The organism is Microbulbifer maximicatervae (SeqCode) (genome assembly GCF_052467815.1).
In genome coordinates, this window is sequence record NZ_CP174326.1 from 3,457,705 (window position 1) to 3,479,773 (window position 22,069).

The 22,069-nt window shown below is 45.0% G+C and carries 21 protein-coding genes; 10 read left to right on the forward strand and 11 right to left on the reverse strand.

The features are described from left to right. Positions 1-7 precede the first annotated feature (7 nt). From ACJJIW_RS15135 to ACJJIW_RS15160, 6 genes are all read right to left on the reverse strand, one after another. A complete protein-coding gene (locus ACJJIW_RS15135; RefSeq protein WP_282933288.1) occupies positions 8-958 on the reverse strand; it encodes an alpha/beta hydrolase in 951 nt (316 codons plus the stop codon). A gap of 99 nt (positions 959-1,057) precedes the next feature. Beyond that, positions 1,058-1,780, reverse strand: coding sequence for an arsenical resistance protein ArsH (arsH, locus tag ACJJIW_RS15140; RefSeq protein WP_282933287.1), 723 nt, complete (start codon positions 1,778-1,780; stop codon positions 1,058-1,060). Positions 1,781-2,021: 241 nt separating this feature from the next. Continuing rightward, positions 2,022-2,612: an SMI1/KNR4 family protein gene (locus ACJJIW_RS15145; RefSeq protein WP_444935597.1), complete on the reverse strand. Its 591-nt coding sequence runs from the start codon at positions 2,610-2,612 to the stop codon at positions 2,022-2,024. Positions 2,613-2,746: 134 nt separating this feature from the next. Further along, entirely contained in the window at positions 2,747-3,253 is a 507-nt protein-coding gene (locus ACJJIW_RS15150) for a P-loop nucleotide/nucleoside kinase family protein (protein WP_282933285.1), read from the reverse strand. A gap of 247 nt (positions 3,254-3,500) precedes the next feature. Further along, on the reverse strand, positions 3,501-4,064 hold the full coding sequence (locus ACJJIW_RS15155; protein WP_444935598.1) for a hypothetical protein: 564 nt from the start codon (positions 4,062-4,064) through the stop codon (positions 3,501-3,503). A 318-nt stretch (positions 4,065-4,382) separates the two neighbouring features. Continuing rightward, entirely contained in the window at positions 4,383-5,066 is a 684-nt protein-coding gene (locus ACJJIW_RS15160; RefSeq protein WP_444935599.1) for a hypothetical protein, read from the reverse strand. A gap of 841 nt (positions 5,067-5,907) precedes the next feature. Between ACJJIW_RS15160 and ACJJIW_RS15165 the strand changes: the two genes are divergently transcribed. Both ACJJIW_RS15165 and ACJJIW_RS15170 read left to right on the forward strand, forming a co-directional pair. Further along, positions 5,908-8,082, forward strand: a complete 2,175-nt coding sequence (locus tag ACJJIW_RS15165; RefSeq protein ID WP_444935600.1) for a jacalin-like lectin — start codon at positions 5,908-5,910, stop codon at positions 8,080-8,082. Positions 8,083-8,228: 146 nt separating this feature from the next. Further along, complete coding sequence (locus tag ACJJIW_RS15170) at positions 8,229-8,678, forward strand: phosphate-starvation-inducible PsiE family protein (protein WP_413665304.1); 450 nt, start codon at positions 8,229-8,231, stop codon at positions 8,676-8,678. A 125-nt stretch (positions 8,679-8,803) separates the two neighbouring features. On the opposite strand, the gene ACJJIW_RS15175 is transcribed toward ACJJIW_RS15170, so the two are convergent. Next, positions 8,804-9,889 carry an NAD(P)/FAD-dependent oxidoreductase gene (locus tag ACJJIW_RS15175; protein ID WP_444894223.1) on the reverse strand — a complete coding sequence of 362 codons (1,086 nt, stop codon included), beginning with the start codon at positions 9,887-9,889 and terminating at the stop codon, positions 8,804-8,806. A gap of 135 nt (positions 9,890-10,024) precedes the next feature. Here ACJJIW_RS15175 and ACJJIW_RS15180 point away from each other — a divergent pair, with 135 nt between their 5' ends. Further along, positions 10,025-10,885, forward strand: coding sequence for a LysR family transcriptional regulator (locus ACJJIW_RS15180; protein WP_444935601.1), 861 nt, complete (start codon positions 10,025-10,027; stop codon positions 10,883-10,885). On the opposite strand, the gene ACJJIW_RS15185 is transcribed toward ACJJIW_RS15180, so the two are convergent. Beyond that, positions 10,816-11,727 carry an EamA family transporter gene (locus tag ACJJIW_RS15185; RefSeq protein ID WP_444932834.1) on the reverse strand — a complete coding sequence of 304 codons (912 nt, stop codon included), beginning with the start codon at positions 11,725-11,727 and terminating at the stop codon, positions 10,816-10,818. The genes ACJJIW_RS15180 and ACJJIW_RS15185 overlap by 70 nt on opposite strands. Before the next feature lie 143 nt (positions 11,728-11,870). Here ACJJIW_RS15185 and ACJJIW_RS15190 point away from each other — a divergent pair, with 143 nt between their 5' ends. Together ACJJIW_RS15190 and ACJJIW_RS15195 are read left to right on the forward strand one after the other, a co-directional pair. Continuing rightward, entirely contained in the window at positions 11,871-13,271 is a 1,401-nt protein-coding gene (locus ACJJIW_RS15190) for an aminotransferase-like domain-containing protein (protein ID WP_444935602.1), read from the forward strand. 135 nt (positions 13,272-13,406) lie between these two features. Further along, positions 13,407-14,177, forward strand: a complete 771-nt coding sequence (locus tag ACJJIW_RS15195) for a hypothetical protein (RefSeq protein ID WP_444935603.1) — start codon at positions 13,407-13,409, stop codon at positions 14,175-14,177. Positions 14,178-14,242: 65 nt separating this feature from the next. On the opposite strand, the gene ACJJIW_RS15200 is transcribed toward ACJJIW_RS15195, so the two are convergent. Next, entirely contained in the window at positions 14,243-14,623 is a 381-nt protein-coding gene (locus ACJJIW_RS15200) for a VOC family protein (RefSeq protein WP_444894218.1), read from the reverse strand. 561 nt (positions 14,624-15,184) lie between these two features. On the opposite strand from ACJJIW_RS15200, the gene ACJJIW_RS15205 reads away from it, so the two are divergent. Next, complete coding sequence (locus ACJJIW_RS15205; RefSeq protein ID WP_444894217.1) at positions 15,185-17,053, forward strand: carotenoid oxygenase family protein; 1,869 nt, start codon at positions 15,185-15,187, stop codon at positions 17,051-17,053. A 121-nt stretch (positions 17,054-17,174) separates the two neighbouring features. Continuing rightward, a complete protein-coding gene (locus tag ACJJIW_RS15210) occupies positions 17,175-18,758 on the forward strand; it encodes a D-arabinono-1,4-lactone oxidase (RefSeq protein WP_444935604.1) in 1,584 nt (527 codons plus the stop codon). Between the two features lie 155 nt (positions 18,759-18,913). On the opposite strand, the gene ACJJIW_RS15215 is transcribed toward ACJJIW_RS15210, so the two are convergent. Then, entirely contained in the window at positions 18,914-19,762 is an 849-nt protein-coding gene (locus ACJJIW_RS15215; protein ID WP_444894215.1) for an alpha/beta fold hydrolase, read from the reverse strand. 204 nt (positions 19,763-19,966) lie between these two features. Here ACJJIW_RS15215 and ACJJIW_RS15220 point away from each other — a divergent pair, with 204 nt between their 5' ends. The 3 genes from ACJJIW_RS15220 (at position 19,967) to ACJJIW_RS15230 (ending at position 21,658) form a co-directional block, all read left to right on the forward strand. Further along, positions 19,967-20,587 carry a nucleotidyltransferase domain-containing protein gene (locus tag ACJJIW_RS15220; protein ID WP_444935605.1) on the forward strand — a complete coding sequence of 207 codons (621 nt, stop codon included), beginning with the start codon at positions 19,967-19,969 and terminating at the stop codon, positions 20,585-20,587. After that, a complete protein-coding gene (locus ACJJIW_RS15225; RefSeq protein ID WP_444935606.1) occupies positions 20,584-20,757 on the forward strand; it encodes a hypothetical protein in 174 nt (57 codons plus the stop codon). The genes ACJJIW_RS15220 and ACJJIW_RS15225 overlap by 4 nt, the downstream gene beginning before the upstream one ends. 181 nt (positions 20,758-20,938) lie before the next feature. Then, complete coding sequence (locus ACJJIW_RS15230; protein ID WP_444935607.1) at positions 20,939-21,658, forward strand: hypothetical protein; 720 nt, start codon at positions 20,939-20,941, stop codon at positions 21,656-21,658. A gap of 69 nt (positions 21,659-21,727) precedes the next feature. Here the strand turns inward: ACJJIW_RS15230 and ACJJIW_RS15235 are convergent, their stop codons facing one another. Further along, on the reverse strand, positions 21,728-21,937 hold the full coding sequence (locus tag ACJJIW_RS15235) for a helix-turn-helix domain-containing protein (protein ID WP_444894212.1): 210 nt from the start codon (positions 21,935-21,937) through the stop codon (positions 21,728-21,730). Positions 21,938-22,069: the final 132 nt, after the last annotated feature.

Below are 22,069 nucleotides of genomic sequence, written 5' to 3' on the forward strand. Positions count from 1 at the left end.
GGCTGGTTTAGATTTCCTGTATGATCCGTATACGATCTGTAAAAGCTCGCTGTGAGACAGGAATATCTGGGGCAAAAAGTTCCCAAGAGTGAATCACGCCGGGCCGAACATGTAGCTCTGTACTCACACCGGCATCGGTAAGTAGGCGCGCGTATTGAATATCTTCATCGCGAAAAATATCCAGTTCGCCAACGTCGATAAATGCGGGGGGCAACCCTTTGGCATCTAACAGGCGCGCCGGAGCCGCGTGAGGACTGACGGTGGGACTACCTACCTGGTTGCCCAGGTAAGCGGTCCAGCCTGTGAGGTTGTCTTCGTAGGTCCAAGTAATAAATGGCAATAATAAGGGGTCGGGAGTAACCGTCCTGTCATCCAGCATTGGGTATAACAATATTTGTCGTGCCAGAGGCGGACCTTTCTTGTCGCGAGCCATAATTGTCAGGGCTGCGGCCAGCCCACCTCCAGCACTATCTCCCATAATGCCAATTCGCACTGGATCAACGGAGAGCTCCTGTGCGTGTTGTACAAGCCAGATAAATGCTCGATAACAATCATCAATCGGTTTAGGGTAGGGGAATTCTGGGGCTTTCCGGTAGTTTACTGAGAGGAAGGGGACACCACTGGCGGCCACATAATTAGCAACAACCAACTCGTAGCGCGAGATATCGTGGCAGATAAGCCCGCCCCCATGAATATAGAAAATAGCTGACCCTGGATTGCTATTCGTCTTTTGATACCAGCGCAACTGTATCTCATCTTGATCCGCGCTTTTGATTGCGAAGTCCCGGAAGGACACACCTGGGGGAAAGCTGTGTCCCAGAAATAGTGCCTGGGTGACTACTTCGCCATTCCTGCGGCGAGTTTCCACGTCCCCAATAGGTGCTGCAGCAAGGGTATCCAGCAAGTCACCGAATTTGCTGAGGGCGGTAGAAAAGTCTGGGTCCAGGGAGAAGCTCATTGATGAGTATCCTTATCAGAGTTCCTATCAGATCTGGGCCCTCAGCCAAGCGTGGGCCCTTGCTAAATGTGGACCTTTAAAGGGGAAATGTCAGCATCCTCAGCAGGGTTCGGCGACACCGCTTTCCGTCATTAAAGTCTCAATTGAGGCCATTGTGGATGCCGGTTGCTGCGCTTTGTTCTCGCTATACCGCTCGGTCAGGTAGTCACCTTGGTTACGCATCAGCACAGTAGTCTTAACAAGCTCTTCCAGAACGTCGATCACTCGGTCTCTAAATGGAGAGTCCTTAAGTTGCCCCCGGTTATCAAATTCCTGCCATGCCTTGGCAATAGAGGATTGATTGGGAATCGTGAACATACGCATCCAGCGGCCGAGAACCCTCAGGCTGTTGACTGTATTAAATGATTGGGAGCCGCCGGAAATTTGCATGACTGCCAGGGTTTTCCCCTGGGTTGCCCGGCTCGCTGATTGGTCTAGCGGCAACCAGTCGATCTGGTTTTTGAAAACGGCAGAAATATTTCCGTGTATTTCTGGGCTGACCCACACTTGACCTTGGCTCCAGGCAGACCATTCACGAAGCTGTTGAACCTTTGGGTGATCCTGGCTGACGCCGTCATATAGGGGCAGGTCAACGGGGTCAAATAAGCGTACATCTGCACCAAAATGCTGCAATATTTCAACAGCTTGGTTGGCTAGTAAGCGGGAATAGGAATTGGGCCTTAAGGATCCGTACAACACTAGAATCTTGGTGGGTTCACTACTGGGAGGAGAGTCCGCCAGGTGATTAAGAATATTGCTGGGGGTGTGGTTCGGTAGCATCATGAGTTACCTCAAAATTTCTATATTTCTGTAATAGTCGAAATAATTGATTTGGCAACACTTTGCTCTTGCAGCTTGACCTAGCGCAAAGAGAGTCATTCACCTCCTCTTAGGAGAAAGAACTGGGCAGTCGAAAAATGTGGGGGCGGTAAGAAGTTCTGGAAGCCAAGGGGGGGTTGACTGGCTTCCATCTTTGTAAATCCAGTAGTAGGTTGCAGGGGTATAAGGTGCCCCTGCTACGATCTTAGTTAGGCTCTTTTTTCATTTCGAGAAAATCAATCCCATCCTCTTTGGCACCTTCCTCAAGAGCATATTTACCTGACTCAAGGTCACTAGCAAATTGAGAATACATATTAGTGATGGATGGACTGCGTAAGAAAGCTGATTTGGAGTCGTACTCAAGCAGAACAATTTGCCCATTGCTACCATTCTTATCTGCTTCTAGGTCAACATAGAGTGTACATGTACTGCAATCATCACCAATCGGTATTCGTTTAGTGCTGAAATCAAAAGAGTCTGACTTAATTCCGGGGTCTGCATGTTTTAATGGCAGCTTTCCATAGTGAAGCTGTAGTTCAATATTGGTAATTACATCAGAGATAGGAAGAAATTGAAGCCCATAGACTAAGTTAGCAATAGCTCTTGATTTTATGCCATTATGAATTTTATAAAGCTCATATAAATCGCGGGGTAGTTTATAACCAATAACGGACTCTAGCTTTTCTATTTCGGTCCCAGTAGCGGGCGGATTTAAAGCATCATAGATTTGTGGGGCATTCTTTTTTAACCAGATATGAATACGGGGCCATGATTTTGATAGTGTTTCTGATGACATAAATTCTTTGTATCATAAGGTAAAAACAGCATAAAAAGGATAACATATTTTCTTTGTTTAAAGTCGGATTCAATAGAGACTTTCTTTTTAAGTGTACTCAAGTGTACTCAAGTGTGCTCATACTCAGAGAATAGTTACTTACTTATTTCTCTTTGCTCGATCACCTCAATATTGAACCTCTCTGATAAGGTTGGTTCTTCAAAGTACTGATTAACTTGTTTGAAGGTCTCTGGATTATCAAAGGTGGCTCTTTCAGGGTGTGATTTTTGTCTTTGGGTGATGCGCTGTAAGCATAATTCATCCTCTGCTTTCAAGTAAATTAATTGATGGGGAAAGAAATTATCCTGAAGTATCTCTTTGAACCAGGATCGTTGTCTTCTTGTATTACCTGGAAAGTCCAGTATTACAGAGGTGCCATGCTTTAAAATATTCTGGATATGAGGCTTGATTATTGATTTTAACCTTGCAGAATATTCTATGTAGTTTGAGAGTGAGCAAATCTCACGAGGGTATAAATTTGAAAGCCACTCATTTTCGGAGATAAGGATAGCTCCCGTATTTTGTGCCACTTCTACCGCCTTGGTACTTTTTCCTGCCCCCATCTTTTCACAAAATAAAATAAGAGTTCCGTTCTCTTTCATCGCTCTTTCTGTTTGATCTGTAAGGTGAGTTTTTTCTTGATAAGAATCACGCCTGAAATTTAACATTTGGTAAATAATGGGAGCAGCTGAGGGGGTGAGTACGGTGCTTCGGAGGGAGGATGGATTTCCAATACCTGAGTGCGACTATAAATTTAAAGTAATTGTGCGGATTTAGAGTGAAGGTCCAATGTCTTAGGTGCTCACACCAAACTCAATGACGAGTTTGATATAAGCACCTTGTCTTTGACTAGCTACGGCACTTGATAAAGACCATGGATTTTGACCAGCTTTCGGTAGCATCGAATTCTTTTATCAGAGGATCTTCAGTAGCTCCCGTGAATTTTCTTAACCCATGGGAAATCATATAGATAGGTATATAGGATGGGGGCTCTGAATCTGTTAAGTATGTACACACTTCGAGCTTCCTTGCGCCTCCTTTATCAAGAGAGTTGATGCTGGAGAATAGTTTGGTACGATCCTGGTCAGGCAGAGAGCCAAATTCCCTATTAAAAATTACTCTTAGTACATTATGCCCAGTTTTGTCACTTACTCTCTGTGTATCGAAGTAGGCAAAGGCACTCGCAATCATTAAGAGCTCAGCAGCATTATCAAATTTGGCCTCTTCTGCGCATGTTTTGGCGGCAGCAGTAATGTCTGTCGGTGTGTGAGTGGATTTTACTGATGTTGCACTGATGCACCCAAGAGGAGGCGTTGTGGTTTGACTGTCCTTGGTAACATAATTGTTGGCCTGCACGCCGTGAGTAAATACGAAGAGCAGTAGAGACAGGATTAGAGGCAGCGTTTTTCTCATGTGTCGAGATTCCTTAACTGGATGCCTCCTTAATCATAGACTCGGAAGTGCCAGCAGTATCTCAACCCCTAGAAAATTTAGTCAATAAGTGGTGTGTGATCTGAATGAAACCTGCCGCCTGGATGTGAATTTATACATTTCAGGGGCTACGGAAGAAAAGGTTCAGGCAGATATGGCACTGGAAACGTTAATTGAGGGAGTGTCGCTTTAGCCGTAAAGGTTTAGTACCTGCGAGGCTTGGCGACACATCAATATCTTCAATGTTGTCGAAAATTTTGTTTTAAAGGTTTGAAGTTAACCTTGTTGAGGTTTTGAAGCCTATTCTGTATTTGATTTCGTAACGTTTGAACCCTGAAATAGCAGTTTTATCAGGTCCTGCGTGATAGCTTCCTGGTGTTCGGTCCTCAAGTCTTTCATATATTCAGACTCTCCTGGGACTACTATTTCCGGCAATATTTCTTTAACGGCAGCGTCGCCGTTCCACTCTATGGTAGCTTGGCTATCGAAGCTGGTTCTAAATTTTATGTATTTGTCTTTATCAATAAAAACATAGCTGTTTGAGAAGTACTCAATATCGTATTTGTTAATGAGGGTGAACGAAGATTTCTTTCCTGTGAAAACCTTTTGTCCAGTATTAAAGCTAAAGTTTTCGATGGTCTCGTCGGATCTGGATTTGTAGTGTCCTTGCTCTATAGCCATGTCAATTTCATCTATAATGTCGCCCATTTCAATGGAGATTGTTTCGTCTGTATCGTCCCATGAAATACTGTCGATTGGGTATATATAGATATTAATAATATCGGTAGGGTATTGCTTGTTGTCGTATTTTAGTGCGATGCCTAGCATGGGTTCATCGAAGATGCTACTTTCAGTGAGAACAAAGCTCTTTGTCTCCTCCGGGGTAATAAGTTCCTGTTGGTAATTGCTTGCGTTGTTCGGACGTATCGATCCACATGAGGCTATAACGAGGCTAATTATTACAAAAAGTGCTTTGGTTTTCATTCTCTCTCCCTGATAAGGCTGACTATTTGATTTGAGGCGTTTAGTTCTGTTTATGCAATACCTGAATAAGATGGCCACTCCCTGAGCGTGCGGATCAATACTGTATTTGACTTATGACAATACAGAAAGGCGTATTTTTCATTGCCTGCTTACTGTTAAGCTCTGTTTTATGGCGATTAATTCCTAATTACGACTTATTTTTTTAAACGCCAGAATTGATTCTGACAAATCCCTGATTTGATTGCACGGATTTTTGAGGGGCTCGTCTATACCCTTGTTATCGTTGAATGCGGAAAGTAAATATCCCTCGCTATTAAGGGCCTGGGAGCAGAAGGTATTTATTAGTGATTTCTAATAATGAAATAAGTGCTTGGTTAGTGGAATGTTGTTTGTGAGTTGGCGGGGGAATCATCTGGCTTAATTTTTTAGACTTGGCGGTCGTAGTTGGCGGTTAAGGCTTTTTGCTTGAATGTGGGGATGGTTGGTTTTTGGGGACTTTATTAATGGCGCATTTTTCACAAAAGAATAGAAAATTACAAAGTTGCCTTATGTTCTTAACTGACTAGTCACAATCTGTATTTACTATTTGTATCTTCTGTAAGTAAGTCTTATTTCGCAGGTTTAAGTTGGAAATAGATATTTGTCAGAATTGAGAGATACGTAAATTATGAAAGTGTAAAGTAGGGTAAATGACCGAAATTGACTGACTGGTACTGTTGTAATTTAACTATTCGTGACACGTGTGCACGCTTGTTCTAATTGATCAATTCAACTGGGGGGAAATAGTTACTGGATTTTTATTTGTGAGGTAATTATTAAGATACTTATCAGGAAAAAAATAATGAATAAAACAGTTGGTTTGGTATCAAGTTTAATTTTGGGATTATCTCTGTCGATGTCCGCCATGGGAGAGATTGATTCCGGTGATGATAAAGTGAAGCGCCTGGATTTACAGGGGCAGATTGATACAAAGGCTCCTTTATCAAAGACCTTGTGGGCGGGAGCGCATAATGCCTATGCATCCTATCAGTGGGATCAGGGTGTATATACCGATGTAAACCAGTGGTACGCGCCGGAGAAATTGTTCAGTCGCGGAATACGCCTGGTCGAATATGATACTTATCCTGCTTCGAGTGTCAGCTCAACACCGCACCTGTGTCATATGGGCCTGGAAGAGGCCACTATGTGTATTTATATGTTTGGCACAGCTGCAACCTTGGGGGATGGGCTGGATGAGATTAAGGATTTTCTTGAAGATAATAATGATGAGGTCATATTCCTAAAGTTTGAGGCCTACGATTCTGATTACCACCAGAACTTCCGCAATAAGATTGGTGAGAAAATTGAAAGCAGGTTGGGGGATCTGGTATTTAAGCCTACCGACTGGGGCTATACAGAAGATGATTGCGCCTCCCTGCCGGCGCAAACACTGACTAAACAGGATGTGTTGGATGCGGGACGCAACGTTATCCTATTTATTCAGGTGCCCAGAGAGTATCCGCACACTGGTGATAACAATCTGTGTGATTACCATGACGAGTCAAACACATCGAAATTCAGACGCAATGTCTGGATCGGTGTGGATGAGATGGATGCATCTGGAAACCTCACTTCCAATGAGCCACTTGCACAAAATTCCAGCCAGTTAACAGCAGATATCGACGGTAATGCTAGCGCAACCAGCCACTACAACAATGGGAATTTAAGTGTCGCCCTGGATGCAACAACGGAATATAACAAGGATGACATCAAGTATTCAGGCAGTGAGATCCTGGAGAAAGCAGTATCTGGGTATAACATGCTTGAGTTGGCGCTGGTGGAGGCCAATGCGACCACTATAGGTGCTTCTAAAGCACCCCAGATTGAAGATTTTACGTGGTCTTGGCGGAATGACTCTCCCAGTGGTAACAATAGTTGCGCCTGGTTAAGTAATGACGGTGAAATTCGCGACTATAGCTGTAGTACGGAGCGAGTGTTTGCCTGTGTAGACGATGAGCGAAACTGGCACATCAGCAGTGCATCGGGAGCCTGGAGTGAAGGTTATTCCGCCTGTGAAGCCGATGGCTATCGCTATGGAATGCCTTATAACGCTTTGGAAAATGCCGCTCTCTATGCCAAGAGGAATTCAGAAGGTGTAACTACCTCGGTTTGGGTGAATTACTACGAACCATTTGATGGGTTCTGGATCGCCAACCAAGACAGCTACTCGGATTTTGGCTATATCAAAAAAGATGTTGTGGGTGGTACCGGAGGTGATGCGTTTGATTCAATCGACCTGGTAAAACGTAAGCTACTCGGCAGCGGTACTATGAATCTGAAATCTGTCCAGATTCGTTCCGGTGGTCGAATTGACGGTTTTAGAGCTTGCTATGAATTTAAGCAATCCCTAAGCCATGCCACAGCCAGTGATCATGAATATTGTATTGAATACGGTGATGGAGATGGTGGCTCGATGGGGAGTGTGCTGAGTTTTAACTCCGCCAGCAGCGAGTATCTGGATGACGTTAAAATTTGTGTCGACGATGAAAAGCATGAAACAGGTAGTGTTTACTACCTTAAATTGACTTCGAGCAATGGCTCATCTATTTCCGGGGGGACTCAGCAGGGGACTTGTACAACTTATTCTTCCACTTCATCCCAGCAAATTTTTGCTTTCCACGGGCGCCACGGTGATGAAATCAATGCTTTGGGCGTGCACAAGTTGTCCAACAGCTTGGTAAATCCAGGGTACTACGCAACCGAGTGGCTGGACCTGGATGATCCCTCCTCAGGTGGCATTGATTATGAGAGCTTTAACGAACACAAGTCAGCGGGAAATATAAGCAATAGCTGTGCTGTCAGTGATGTTGCTGGTATTGAGGCAAGGGTTGTTGATACGAAGTTGGATTATTCCTTAACCGGCGAAAGCATGCATATAGGCGATATCGGCACTAATTACCGCTTCTTTTGTGCAACAGAGGATTGTAGTGACTACGAAGTAAAGTATTTCTTCACTAACGCAGCCTGCCTACCTTAACGACTCACAATATCCCGGCGGTGAATATGCTGCCGGGATTCCTGTTACTACTCACTCACTAAAGGAAGCTCTCTCGGCTGAATACGGGGATTTCGCCTATAGTCGAACTCAAGCAATGTGCGGTATCAATCGGCAGAGCGAAGCCCATGAAATATGACGAGATACATGAGGATCATGCTGATCCCCTGATCAACCAATTACATCGAGCAATAAAATATGCCGTTAAATTTCTCGCCATTCTTATGGTGTTGGTCATATTCTGGACCATTGCGGATGTCGTCTATGTACTTTATGAAAGGCTAATGGAGACGCCATTCCTATTGCTGGATATGGAAGATATCCTCGAGACTTTTGGGGCCTTTCTCGCCGTTCTTATTGCCATTGAAATTTTCACTAATATCCGACTCTACCTGGGTACTAATGTGATACCGGTGCAATTGGTATTGGCTACAGCCTTAATGGCTGTAGCTCGGAAGGTTATTGTGCTCGACTTAAAATTTGTTAATGCGGAGCAAATAGTTGGAATTGCCCTGGTGACTATCGCCCTGGGAGTTTCCTACTGGCTGGTGAGGGAGAAAAGTAATAAACCTGGTTAGTACTTGTGATTTTTTGTCCTTGATAATGCTCACTTTATGATTTTATTTTTTGTATTTATACAGTTGGCTAAAATAGAATCATATCGTTAACTGCATTAATAGCTACTTACAATAGTTAGCCCGAACTAAGAGAGCCGGGCATTTGGCTGAGTGCCAAACCCACGATAAACCTTATTAATGAATAAGTCTTTCTGCTTCAATCGCACGAGGTGGTTGCAGGTTGTTACTGCGAAAGGTAGCTGCACTAATCCTTGCTTCTGGCCAATGGGAACTAGTGCCATTAGTGGGTTTCGTTTATAGCTTTTGGTACTTTTTCCTTTTCTATTTCTGGCGATGGCCTTTGCCAGGTATTCACCTTGCTGAGAGGCGAGGTAGCCCAGTTTGGCCTCACCAATATCGGCAATGTCTCCGAGTGCATACAAGCTTGGTTCGTCAATAACTTGAAGTCTGTTATCGACTTTCACAAATCCCTGCTCATTAAGGATATGCGCTAAGTGCGGTTTTAGGTAATCATTGTTGGGCAGCGCACCAATTGCTTCAAAAACCAGGTCTGCATCGCTGGCTTGGCCATTGTTGAGATTTATATAGCGGCCATTTTGATTTTGGTAGCGGCTGTTAAACTGAATTTCTACACCTAAATTCTCTAATTGTCTCTGGGCTTTGATCTGTGCTTTAGGCTTGAAGTTGTCCAATAAGACCTCTTTATTGTGTGTCAGAATTACGTGAGTGCTCGGCATAGCGTGCGCGATCTCTCCTGCCAATTCGACACCAACGACCCCTCCACCTATCACCATGACTTTCCTTGCTTGTTTCAGTCGCTGATGCTCGTTCAACAGTTCTTGGTTTCTGGATTGAATATCCATTGCGCAAAGGGATTTGGCCATTGGCATACTCGGATATCGGGTGCCGGAGGCGAGTATGGCACTGTTGAAATGTAACTCTGTTCCATCTGCCAAACGCGCTGATTTCGCAGACATTTCCATTACATCTCCCTGAATGAAGCGGCCATAGAAAAAGTCCCTGTAGTACTTGCGCGCTTGATTCCCGGTACTGGATGGATCGGTTACATTGCGCAAGGTGGCAAAAGTGACTTCAAAATAATCTTTTTTGTCTACCAGAATGGTATGGAGCCCATGTCTTTCCAGTGCTTGCGCGACAGACACACCGGCGAAACCACCGCCTACTATCAATACTTCCGCTTTAATTACCATATTTTTCAACCATTAGAGGGTGTACAGGTCATTTGAATCCATTTTATGGTGTAGCGAATATGCTGTGAATGTGTGATTGTGAGACTCTGATGTGCATATTTGCACATGCTGAGCATTGGGGGCTTGAGGTAAATAATGGATAAATGGACTGAGTTAAGGACCGCTTACAGGCTGGCCAAACTGGGCACTCTGAGTGCAACGGCCCAAGAGATTGGTATTCATAGGTCCACTGTGATGCGCCATATTAATGTATTGGAGGAAAGCCTTGGGGTTGTACTATTTCAGCGTAATGACAAAGGCTATATTCCAACGGAGGCGGGGCTGGAGGTTATGCGCCTGGGAGCGGTGACGGACAGCCATTTTTCTCAGTTGTCATCGCGGTTGCAAAGCAAAGAGCAGAATTTGCAAGGCAACCTCACCATCACTTCTGTCGGCGAAATGGTAGACCTGTTGATGCCGATAATTAAACAGTACCAGACGCAGCACCCAGGTATGCTTGTCAATTTAATCGGGGATCTGCGCAATTTTAACCTAGAGTACGGTGAAGCTGATATTGCGATTCGTGTCGGTGAGAAACCAACGACACCTGATAATATCGTGTTGCCGTTTTTCACTACAGAATTCGTTTTCTATGCACACAAATCCTATATTGAAGACTATGGGCTTCCCGATAAAAGTAACCTTCAAGAGCACAGATTTCTGGCTTTAGGTGATCGCCCGTTACACTTTGGCTGGAATGAATGGATTTATAATCATATTCCCGATCAAAAGATTGTGCTGACTGCTTCCAGTCAGCAAATTCTTAACCAGGCAGTGCTTTCAGGCTGCGGTATTGGCGCCATGCCGAGAATCCTGGCTAAAAAATTTGAAGACATTATTGAGATTCCTACGCCTGAAAGCTGGCAAGTCTCAACTTGGATACTTGTTCATCGCGATATGTTTAACATGCCAAAAATCCGTGAGTTTCTTAGCATCTTAAAGCTCTGGCGAAAATGAACAATACCAAGTGCCAGCCCAGAGAAAATCATAATAGCGGCCATTAACTTTTCTGAACCAATCGATTCGCCAGTTAATAACCAACTGAAAAAGAGTCCAAAAACGGGGCAGAGTAAACCTAAAGGCGCAACAGTAGACAGCGGGTACTTAACGATTAACCGGTTCCAGAACCAGTATCCCAGCAGAGTGGTTGGGTAGGCCTGAAACAATATGGAGAAAATTAACTTTCCACTAAGGTTGTTTTGAATTTCATAAAATATATCCGCACCATTTTTAATATAGGTAGCAGCGAACAGTGGTAACGGTGCAAAAAATAGCCCCCAGACAATAAAGCTAAATACTTGCTGTGTGCCACTGGCCTTTACAATGAGCCCACTGATGCTCCAGCTGGTAGCCGCTATTAGGATAAGTGCAATACTGATAAGGGGCACAGTGCCATCTTCAACCATCAAACTTAGCAACAGCCCTCCCAAGGCAAGTAGAGCCCCAAGAGCTTTCTGCGGGATAATCTTTTCTTTCAGGAATACCCAGCCGAATAGTAAGCTAATCGCAACATTTACTTGCAAAAGAAGTGAGGCCATTCCCGCAGAGAGTCCGCTAGAGATTGCCCAGGTGGCCATCCCCCAAACCCCACAGCCAAAAGTCAGGCTGTAGGCCAGAACGTACTTCCAGCTGACTGTCGGCCTGGAAACGAAAAGCACTGCCGGAAAGGCTGCCAAAGAAAAGCGTAAAGCCACCAGAAGGAGTGGGTCCAGATCTTCCGTTCCCATCTGAATAACAATGAAGTTGAATCCCCACATTGCCATTAGTAGCACACCAAGTAATAAATCCGAGTACCGCATCAGCCCCTCCAATTTGTCTCGGGGCTAACTATCCAAGAAATAAAAAAAGGTATACAGATGCAATTTTTGTATAAAATAGGTATACAGTTTGGGCGGAGACGGAATCGGAGACGGAATCGGAGACGGAATCGGAGAGGGGATAGGTGCGGTATAAAGAGCTTGCCGAACGCTGTATAGAGGATATTCAGTCAGGGAGAATACCCAGCGGTCATAAACTACCGTCCCTCAGGCGGTTCGCTGCACAAAACGAAGTGAGCCTGACAACAGCCCAAAGTACGTACTACTTGCTGGAGGAACTCGGCTGGGCGAAGGTTCGACCGCAATCTGGATTCTTTGCCTCAGTTCCTCCCAGCAGTAACCCGCCTCCCATAATGCCCGCATTCACCTGCCGAACAACAGATCCAGTAAATCACGATTGCTATTTCCGTGGGTTGGGAACAGGGCCATTGGGTGTTGCGTCTTTATCTCCAGAGCTATTGCCGTTAGATTCCCTGGAGCGCAGTATGCGGCGGGCAACCCGAGAGGCTGGCGCCAGTATGCATGGCTATCCGGTTTCCTCAGGGGAGCCGCTTTTGCGCAGTGCGCTTAGTGCACACTTTGCCAGTTATGATTTGCATTTCTCTGCCAATGAATTAGTAGTGACGAATGGTTGTATGGATGCCGTCCGCACAGCGATTGCCATTACGACTAAGCCCGGTGATGCGGTTGCGATCAGTTCTCCTTGTTACAACGGTCTTCTTAATCTGTTGGCGTTGATGGGGCGAAAAGTTGTTGAGATACCGACTGTTGAAAACGGTTTAGACCTCGCACAGCTAGAGCGCTATATGCAGCAGGGATTGGTCCAAGCGGGTCTTTTTAGTAGCAGTCATATGAATCCTACGGGTGTGTCCCTGAGCTCGGAGCAGAAAGAGAACCTGGCCGCACTGGCTGGTAAATATCGGGTTCCAATTGTCGAGGATGATGTGTATTTGGAGCTCGGATTTCAAAGAAGTCTGCCCATGCCCGTGCGCTACTGGGACCGGAGCGGGTATGTGCTTTGGTGTGGCTCTATCTCCAAGACATTGAGCGCAGGCTATCGCCTGGGGTGGTGCTTACCAGGAAGGTATCGAAAACAATATGAACGCTATCGATTTACCGAAAGTTTCGGTGTGAACTTGCCCGTCCAATTAGCGGTAGCCGATTTCATCGGTACCAATCAATACTCCCGTCATGTACAAGGGCTCAGGCAAAAGCTTGCCTTCCAGGTCGCATCCTATCGCAACTACTTAAGTTCATCCTTGCCCGATGAATCGCGTATCAGTGACCCCCATGGAGGAATGGTGATTTGGTTGCAGATCCCAGGGTTGGACAGCCGGAGTCTTTGCCGTATGGCTTCCGAAGAAAATATAGCCTTGTTGGGCGGTGCAGATTTTAGCACGCTTGATCTCTACGGTGATTGTGTGCGGGTGAATTGTGGTTGGCCGCTTGAAAGTAAAGATGGAGGGAAGACTGAGGCCGGATTTCAGCTGGAACGTTTTATCGAGTTAACTCACTCATGCCGATAATTAATATTATTCAGATATTCACAACCTTGGAAGAAGGTACCTGAACTTTCATATCGTTACACTGCTTTTGATAGTTTTTTTTCCTCTGCTAGAATCCGCGTCCCTTTTAGGATGATTGTTCACGGAGGACATCTAATGAAAACTCTTGCCACTTTTACAGCAGCGATTGCTATTGCCGGTGCGGTTCCCGCTCAAGCAGAACAGACTTTTGAACTGCCTAAGTTTAGTCAGTGTTCTGTAGCAGCTTCTGCAAGTAATACTAATGATCGCGAGGTTTATCGCATCTTTTCAGACTTCTATTATGAAATAGAAGACTCTCGAGAGTATGCAGTTAAGGCTGTGCAATACTGGGCTGAAAGCTTTGCAGAAGACTGTGCCGGGGAGACAACTCAAGTCAGCCTGGATATGGTTCAGTGTGATAATTTTATTGGCGGTGCGCCGGTTTGTAGAATAGAAAGTGATGAAGGTGATTACGTCATTGTGAAAGACTATGTTGATTCAACCAACGTAGTACTCTCTCAACATGATCAACAGAATTGGCCAGGAATACATTCTTCGAATGATCAGGAAACTCTGTGGATGGCCAGACCTGAACTCTGCTATAGCGAGCTTCTGGAAGGGGGTATTGATTCACAGGCATATTACCTGGATGCCTATAACTATCGCTACTTTGGTGATTACCGCTATGTATTGGCAAGGAGCAGCCGCGATTTAGTGCAAACTCTTGACAGCCAATACAGTCAGTGTGAATACGATGCTTCGGGAATTGAAGCCTACAAAATGCAGTGTTCTGAGACCTCCCAGGGGACGAAGGTGTGCGCAACTGCACATACTGGCGCCGGCTATTTCGTATTCGTGAGTGACGATCATCACGGCATGCACGTTATTTTCAACCGCTGGGACTGATTACTCTATTAGTCCACTTATACAGCGCCTCCCTGTAAAGGGAGGCACCTGATTGCGAACCCTAATTAGCTTGCTCTATACAGTGCGCAGAGCTTATTGCCAGCAGGGTCTCGTAAGTAGGCGAGGTATATTGGGCCTACGGCGCTATCCCGTACGCCTGGAGGCTCTTCGCAGCTGGTACCACCGTTGGCAATACCTGCAGCATGCCAGGCATCAACCTCTTCAGAACTGTTTACTGTAAAGCCAATAGTGCTGCCGTTGCCATGGCTTGCGGGCTCCCCATTGATGGGTTTGGTGATGGCAAAAATACCGTTGTCATTAAAATAAAAGTAGCGGCCACGATCATCAATAGTGCCGGGTTTGTAACCCAATATTCCAAAAGTGGAATCGTAAAATACCTTTGATTCCTCGATATCGTTGGCCCCGACCATAATATGACTAAACATTAATGTCACCTTAAATTAATTTTAGGGTAGTTGTGCATAAAATATTGTATACCAATACAATTAAACATCAATGAATAATCATTTTCTCAATGTCTAATAGAATTGTCATATATCCACTGCTTCCTAGCTGTACCTCTTAGGGGGGCTGATGCAGCTTTCGATCTGTTGGCGCATATATATGAGGTGCCTCATGGATATATTAAATATTGTGCGATTCAATGAGTGTTAATATTTATTTTAAATTCTGTTGTTGATATTAGTCTGGTGGTTGTTTTGGGCGATATCGGATTTCTTATCGATATTTTTTTGTTTGACTGATTGGTATTTTTTATTGTCCTGTTTGATAGGTTTTGTTTTCTAGTTTGGTTTGTTTTTATTGTTGTATAAAGGTTGATGGTGTGAATTTTAAGGGGTTAAAATTCTAAAGGGTTGATTTGATAAGAATAATAAGTGGTTTTCGCCTAAAGGTTTATTTTGGGCGTGAATTGCGCCAATTATTTAATTAAAAATTTAATTTTATGGTCAGATTAAGCTGCCGACCGTATTTTTTAGGGATAAAAAATGAAGCGTCGAGATCTATTGAAGGCCGCAGGTGTAATGTCTGCATCACCGCTTATGGGAGTGGCATCAGTTAAGGCTGGGGCAGGCCATACTTTGGATGGCTATAGTTTCCCAGAGTCAATAATGGTTGGTGATTTGTCAGATTCCTCCGGAGTGCTCAGTGTAATACAGGGAATCTTACCCGATGATGTTATTGGCCATCTTCTTATGGCTGAGGGTATTCCACTGGCGTCCAACCATCTTACACCTAATGGAAAGGGAGCTTTGACCCGGCTCGACTTTACTGGGCGGAGCAATAACAGTGAAGTTCCCTATACCCGAAAAATGATACGTACCGCGTCTGCGATAATGCAGGAGCAGGATTTAACAGGTTTTGATAAATTCAATTTGTTAGGTGGGACAATATACTCAAGCCCGAATCTGGGATTTATGAACTACTGCAATACGGCCCCCAACTACATGGGAGATAACCGTTTTGCAATGAGTTATGAAGGGGGTATGCCCTATGAGTTTGATGCTACAACTCTAGAGATGGTAACCCCTATTGGAGAAGTGGATGAATGGAAATCGAGCTTACCTCCGCTGCTTGAAAATCTAACCCCAGAAAAGTGGCTATTTCCCCAGGTTCGGACCACCGGTCACCCTTTCTTTGATCTGGAAACAGGTAACTGTATCACTATCAACTATGGTGGAAATATTGGTGATTCTGGTAGCTCAGGATTTATTCGATTAATTCGCTGGGATCGAGAGGGTGCATTTGAAAGTTGGAACATTCGGGATCGTCAGGGTAACAACGCCTATATTGCTGCAAGCTCACACTCTCTTGGAGTAACGCGAAATCATATCATTGTCTTTGAAACTGCAGCGAGAGTTGAATCTACCCGAATTATTGGAACAAGAATAGTTCTGCCTCAAGAACACCGGACCCGGTGTTGGGTTATTCGGAAGGCCGATATGGTGCCGGGTGCTGATACTATTATCGCAGATTACCTGGAGCTCGGCTTTGATACTTCGGACATTGTCTGCAACTACGATGACAATGCGGGTGAGATTACCCTGTATGGCCAATATATGGGGGCAATGGATAAATCTGAGCAGTTATTCCGCTTTGAAATCCTGCAGAAGGGAGGTTTGGTACCCAAGTGGTTGTCCGGATACCCTGCAGCACCGCTGGATGTTGGAGGTTTGGTACGTGCCCGGATTCGAGTTAACTCAAATTCAGCTATTGAGATAAAAGAAGATTACCGGGTTATTCGGGATGATGCGCTTTCCTGGGATATGAATGATCCGGCTTACCGTGGGCACTTCCAGTTCCCTGAAACCTTTGAGCACCTTTATTGGGCTGCTGTGGGTTACAGGCCTGACCATATATCTATGCGGGTTTCCTGGGCATATCGCGATTATCCTGAGCGCCACTACGGCTATTGGAATATGCCTGAAGAAAGTCGCCCTTCCGCCTTGATTCATATGGACTGCGTCAATATGAAGATTGCGGATGCCTTTCAGTTCCCAGAAGATTGCGTAATGCGTACCCCGCAATTTATGGCCCGCCCGGGCTCCACGGCCCAGAACGACGGTTATGTGATTGCAGCAGTTGTACGCAAATATCCAACGACATCCGATTCCAATGGTAAAGAGTTTTGGATTTTTGATGCGGCACGTCTCAGCGGTGGGCCAATTTGTATCCTAGCTAACCGATCACTGGAATTTGCAACCACGAATCATGCACTGTGGGTGCCATCCATTGGTCGTCGCCCTTTATCAGCCTACCGGTCAAATTATGCTGATTTTCTTCGCAGTAAGGCGCCTGATCACAGCAGTAATGTTCGGGACATTATCGATGGGGAGCTGCTTCCCCGTTTTGGTTGATTTATCCACCAGTCTACGTTAATGCAATAAAGGGAGTTTAGGTATGTGTGCAGAAATAATAACCAAATCCAAACATTTATTGAGGTGGTGTAAAAAAGCTCTTTGTATAGTGGGTGTTTTCATGGCTGCTACAAGTGTTGCAGAGCAGCTACCGCCACCAATTGAAGTGCCTGAGGTATTAAAAAACTACCAGGATACTCAGGATTGTTTCCCTGGTGTTATCCATGATCCGACCAGTATTGATGAAGTTCAGCAGATAGTACGTGATGCAGCGGATCAAGGCCGTAAAGTGATGACCGGGAGTCGCCGATTCAATAGTCAGATTGATGCGGCCTGTGCAGGAAATGGAGAGGTGCAAATCACTCTGGAAAATATGGATCAGGTCGTTAGCCTGGACAAAGATAACCTGTTGGTTACTGTCCAGGCTGGTATGAGATTCCGGGATTTTACCGCTTATCTTCGAGAGCATGAACTAAGCGTGCCCATGGTGACAGAGCTGGCCATATTCACGATAGGCGGTATGCTGGGAAGCGGTACTCACGGTTCAACTTTTACACAAAAAAGCAGCATGATCTCTGATTATGTCACCGAATTGAAGTTGGTTGATGGCAATGGGGACTTACGAGTAATCAATGGTGAGATGCTCAATGCCGCCAGGGTAAACCTAGGTGTTTTAGGCGTAGTTGTTGAAGTGACCATAGAGGTTGAACCTGGCTATAAGGTACAAGCAAAAGTAAAGGGGTATCACAGCGATGATGAGCTGGAGGGTGTTGTTCTTGATTTGGCTCGAGATAATCATTCAGCAAATGTTGCCTGGTTCCCGGGATTAGGGCGTTATACCGTAACAACTTACAACAAGGTACCTTTGTCTACTAAGGGTAATGCCTACAACGCCCAGGCTGATGTGTCAGACTTTTCCGAATATTTATTTGGATTGATATTCGATAGCCTTCATGAAGCCGACAGTGCCACACTGCAGTGTTTTGCAGCCTCCCTTCGCCATACTGCACGCTCCAGTTCCTATTTCAGGGATGTTGATTCAGGCCTGAAGAAGTTGATCAAACCCACTGGGCATGCGGATCTGATGCAGCACTTTGTATGTAAAGAGCCCGACAAATGTGTCTGGGACAACCTTCCAATTGCACTTCAGGAGGTCGCGATTCCCTTTGAAGAGCTGCCCAACTGGATTGGAGATGTCCGCCAGATTATTGCAAATAGTGAAAAAACCTGTTTCCCACTGAATGGTATTTATTTTCGTTTTGGCAAGGCTTCCGATAGTTATTTAGGGATGACAGCAGGCCGTGATACAGCGTTTGTAGGAATTGAATATACCTTGCGTCAACGAGGTGAAGCTGTGCCCAAGAACTACTTTGTCAATTTGGAAATTGAGCAGATGTCTCTCAGGAAGTATGGAGCCAGGCCTCATTGGGGTAAGAATTCAGTCGCTATCTTTGAGGATATGGCCGCGCGCTTCCCTAAATGGTCCCAGTTTATGGATGTGAAAGAAGAGTTGGACCCAAATAATATGTTTTCCAACCCCTTCTGGGATCGGGTAAGTGGGGCTGATCCGTTGGAGAATTATTTAACCCCTGGCTGCAATCCCGATGGTCAGTGCTATTGTCAAACAGATGAACACTGTGAAGAGGGTTCCAGCTGCCAAGCGGGAGTTTGGTATTCAGACGCAAGGATTTGTAAAGCTGATTAGAGCGCCTTAGGGGGGGATAATTCCACCCCCTATATTTAATTGATAGTGAGTAATAATAAGAGGCTTTTAACTGCTGAGCGGGAAAGAATACTCGAGAGACTAAGCCTACAATCGGTTTTCATGCCTTATAGGTATTCTTTCCCTGCTCTTTATAATTAAGTTACAATTTGCTGGTCACAGCAATTGGTAATGTGCTCCCTCACAAGTTGGCAGAAGCGTGCAGGATTTTCGAGAGGTAGCATATGATTTGCTGAGCTTACCTCTTGTGGATGGGTGCCTGGGATTAATGTTCCCGCCGCAAGCGATACAGTTTTAAATAGCTGGCGAGTATTGTTGCCGTAGGCCACGGAAACTGGAATAGATATGCCTGATAGGCTACTAGAGTTCAGTGCGGGTTGTTCAGTTTGATTAAGCTGTAGAGGCAGGGTGTAGGCATTATCCAGCTGCTGTACACGATATTTAAGGGGCTGCTGAGAGAAGTAGCCTGCTTGATTCCCAGAGCCGTTGATTAGTAGCTTAACGGCAGTATCCAGCCCACCCTCAGCTGTTGTTTTGAAAATTTCTGCAAACATAGTTTCAGCATCTCGGCGATACTCTTCCATGTTATTGCTTTCAATGTATCCCGGATATCCAGGCTCATAAAGGTACAGACTTTTGATTAATTTAGGTGCCTTTATGGCAGCATTTAAGCTCACATCGGCACCATAGGACCATCCTACTAGGTGGGCAGGGCCTATATCTAGGGCCTCAATCAGCCCTACTAGGTCTTCTGCATGGGTATCAATTCCAAAGGGGCCTTCTGAAGGGTTACCCGGGTTACCGAAATGCCTTTGGGTGAATGAAATCGCTTTAAATTCATTTGATAGAATTTTGCAGTGTTCTTGCCACATACGAGCATCGGCCAGTGCACCATGTACAAAAACAATGGGTTCTCCCTGCCCCTCCTGGAAATAAGAGATAGAGTGGTTGTTTACAGTGATAGAGTCTTTTGGATTTCCGTCCATGGGGCTAGCTTCCTGGGAGCCACTTTTAGCGCTTATCATAGTCTATAGGAGCTTTATGCTTAACATTTTCTAGTTCAGTTGTTAGGAGAGAGAGACAGCTGCCCTAATGGCTCTCTTATGAGAGTAAACCGATAGGTCTCCTAAGGGTAATCAACGAGTTTTTCGGGTATAGTTGATTTGTTTTGACGTAGCAGGTGGATGTATATGGAATCGCTGATAAAGGACCGCTTGAAATCACTGGAAGTAGAGCGAGATATTGAAATTATCTATGCTTGTGAGTCAGGAAGCCGCGCATGGGGATTTGAATCCCCTGATAGTGACTGGGATGTTAGGTTTATCTACAAACGTAATATTCAGCAATATCTCACGATAGGTACTCCCAGAGATGTTGTTGAGGTTCCATTTGATAAGAAACTTGGCGATGAACTGGACTTGGTCGGCTGGGATATTAAGAAGACTTTAACTTTAATGAGGGCAAGTAACCCCACTTTAATCGAGTGGCTATTTTCGCCAAAGGTCTATTTCAGAAATGAAGATATTTTGGGGGCACTGCAGGATTTGGCTCTAAAATGCTGGCAGCCGCGAGCATTAGCTCATCACTATGTCAGTATGGGGTTTAATAATTACTCCAGGTTTGTTCGAGAGGATGATCGAGGCTTTAAAGAGATTAAGGTCAAGAAGTTACTTTATGTGCTGCGCTCACTGCTTAATGCGCTGTATATAAAAGAGTTTAAAAAATTCCTCCTGTGGACTTTAGTCATATGTACACCGAGTTGTTGCCTTCCACAGGAAATGAGTGGCTTCTGGATATTCTTTCCAGTTTGATTTTGAAAAAGAAGGAGCTTGAAGAGGGCGATTTGATAGCCGTTGATGGCAAACTGGATGGCTGGATACAAGCAAATCTGGATAGATCTGGTGCCAACTCTATAGAGGAAAGGCCAAAGTTGGATCTTCCAGAATTTGACAGGCTTTTTCGTAAAGTGCTGGGCGTATAGCCTTTTAAATCGGGCGGATTGGAATTTTGTGCATAGGCGGTGCGCATAGGGTTTGGCGAGTAGCGGGAAGAGCAGTTGTGGGGATTAGCCCGAATTAACAGGTAACTATATAGCCACCTGTTACCTTGTGATAACGTTATATCTCACCTAATTTCGAAAGGGATTCCCGATGAATATATGTATGAAAGTGCTACTACTGGCTGCCTTATTCACTCTGGGTGGCTGTGCCTCATATACTACTCCTGGAGGCTCGGTGCATCTGAGTGAGCTGGCGGATGCCGATATCAATGAATTGATGTCTAAAGAGCCAGCAACGCCATTCCCTGCAAATATCTCGGTTGCCCGAGTTCAGGCATCAGGGTACCAATCTTACCGGCTCAATAGCTTTGGCACAGGTCGCTATAGTGTTGTTACGACTCGGGAGGTGGAGACTGAGGGGGATTTTCTTCGTTTATCGCAGCTACCGGCAGTATCCAATGTAGCGCCGCTTAATAAAATCCTTCTGCCGACTAATCTAGACTCAGTACGGTCACTTCGGGAGGCTTCGGCGCGGCTAAAAGCTGATATTTTGCTGGTGTATACTTTTGATACTTCTTTTCATGCCGGTGAGCAGAAATTTGCACCACTCAATGTTATCTCCCTGGGTTTTTTAAAGAACAAGGAGGTAAAGGTAACAACCACAGTCTCGGCAGCATTTTTTGATGTCCGCACCGAGTATCTGTTCGGTATTTCTGAAGCCACAGCAACAGACAGTACGAGTGCTAGTGTTTGGAGTACCTCGGATGCGGTTGATGATTTACGGGTTGCGACAGAGAAAGCCGCGTTTCAGGACTTACTGCCAGAAATTGAGAAGGCCTGGGCGGGTATTCTGGCTCAGTACGCGAATTTTACCTTGGAGTGAATGGCTTGCTTCACTACTGAGAAAGGTTAAACCGGGTGTTAGAGAGCCCAATGGGCTCTCGTAATAATCTTACTCGTCTGGTTTAAACTCAAGAATATCGCCAGGCTGACACTCAAGTGCTTCACAGGTTGCCGCCAAAGTATCAAACCTTACTCCTTTCACTTTGGCGCGCTTCAATAGGGATAAGTTGGCTTCGGTGATTCCAATCTGAGCCGCCAGTGATTTCGAGCTGACTTTACGTTTAACCAGCATAACGTCCAAATTGACAATAATTGCCATGCTGAATAAACTCTTTGTTTTCTTGGTCAATTTGTTTTGCGGCGCGAAAGGTATAAAGAATGCTCACCAAAACAATTAGAGTAAATATCCTGCCTATATCAAACTCAATGAGCAAAGTAAGCTCATTGCCGT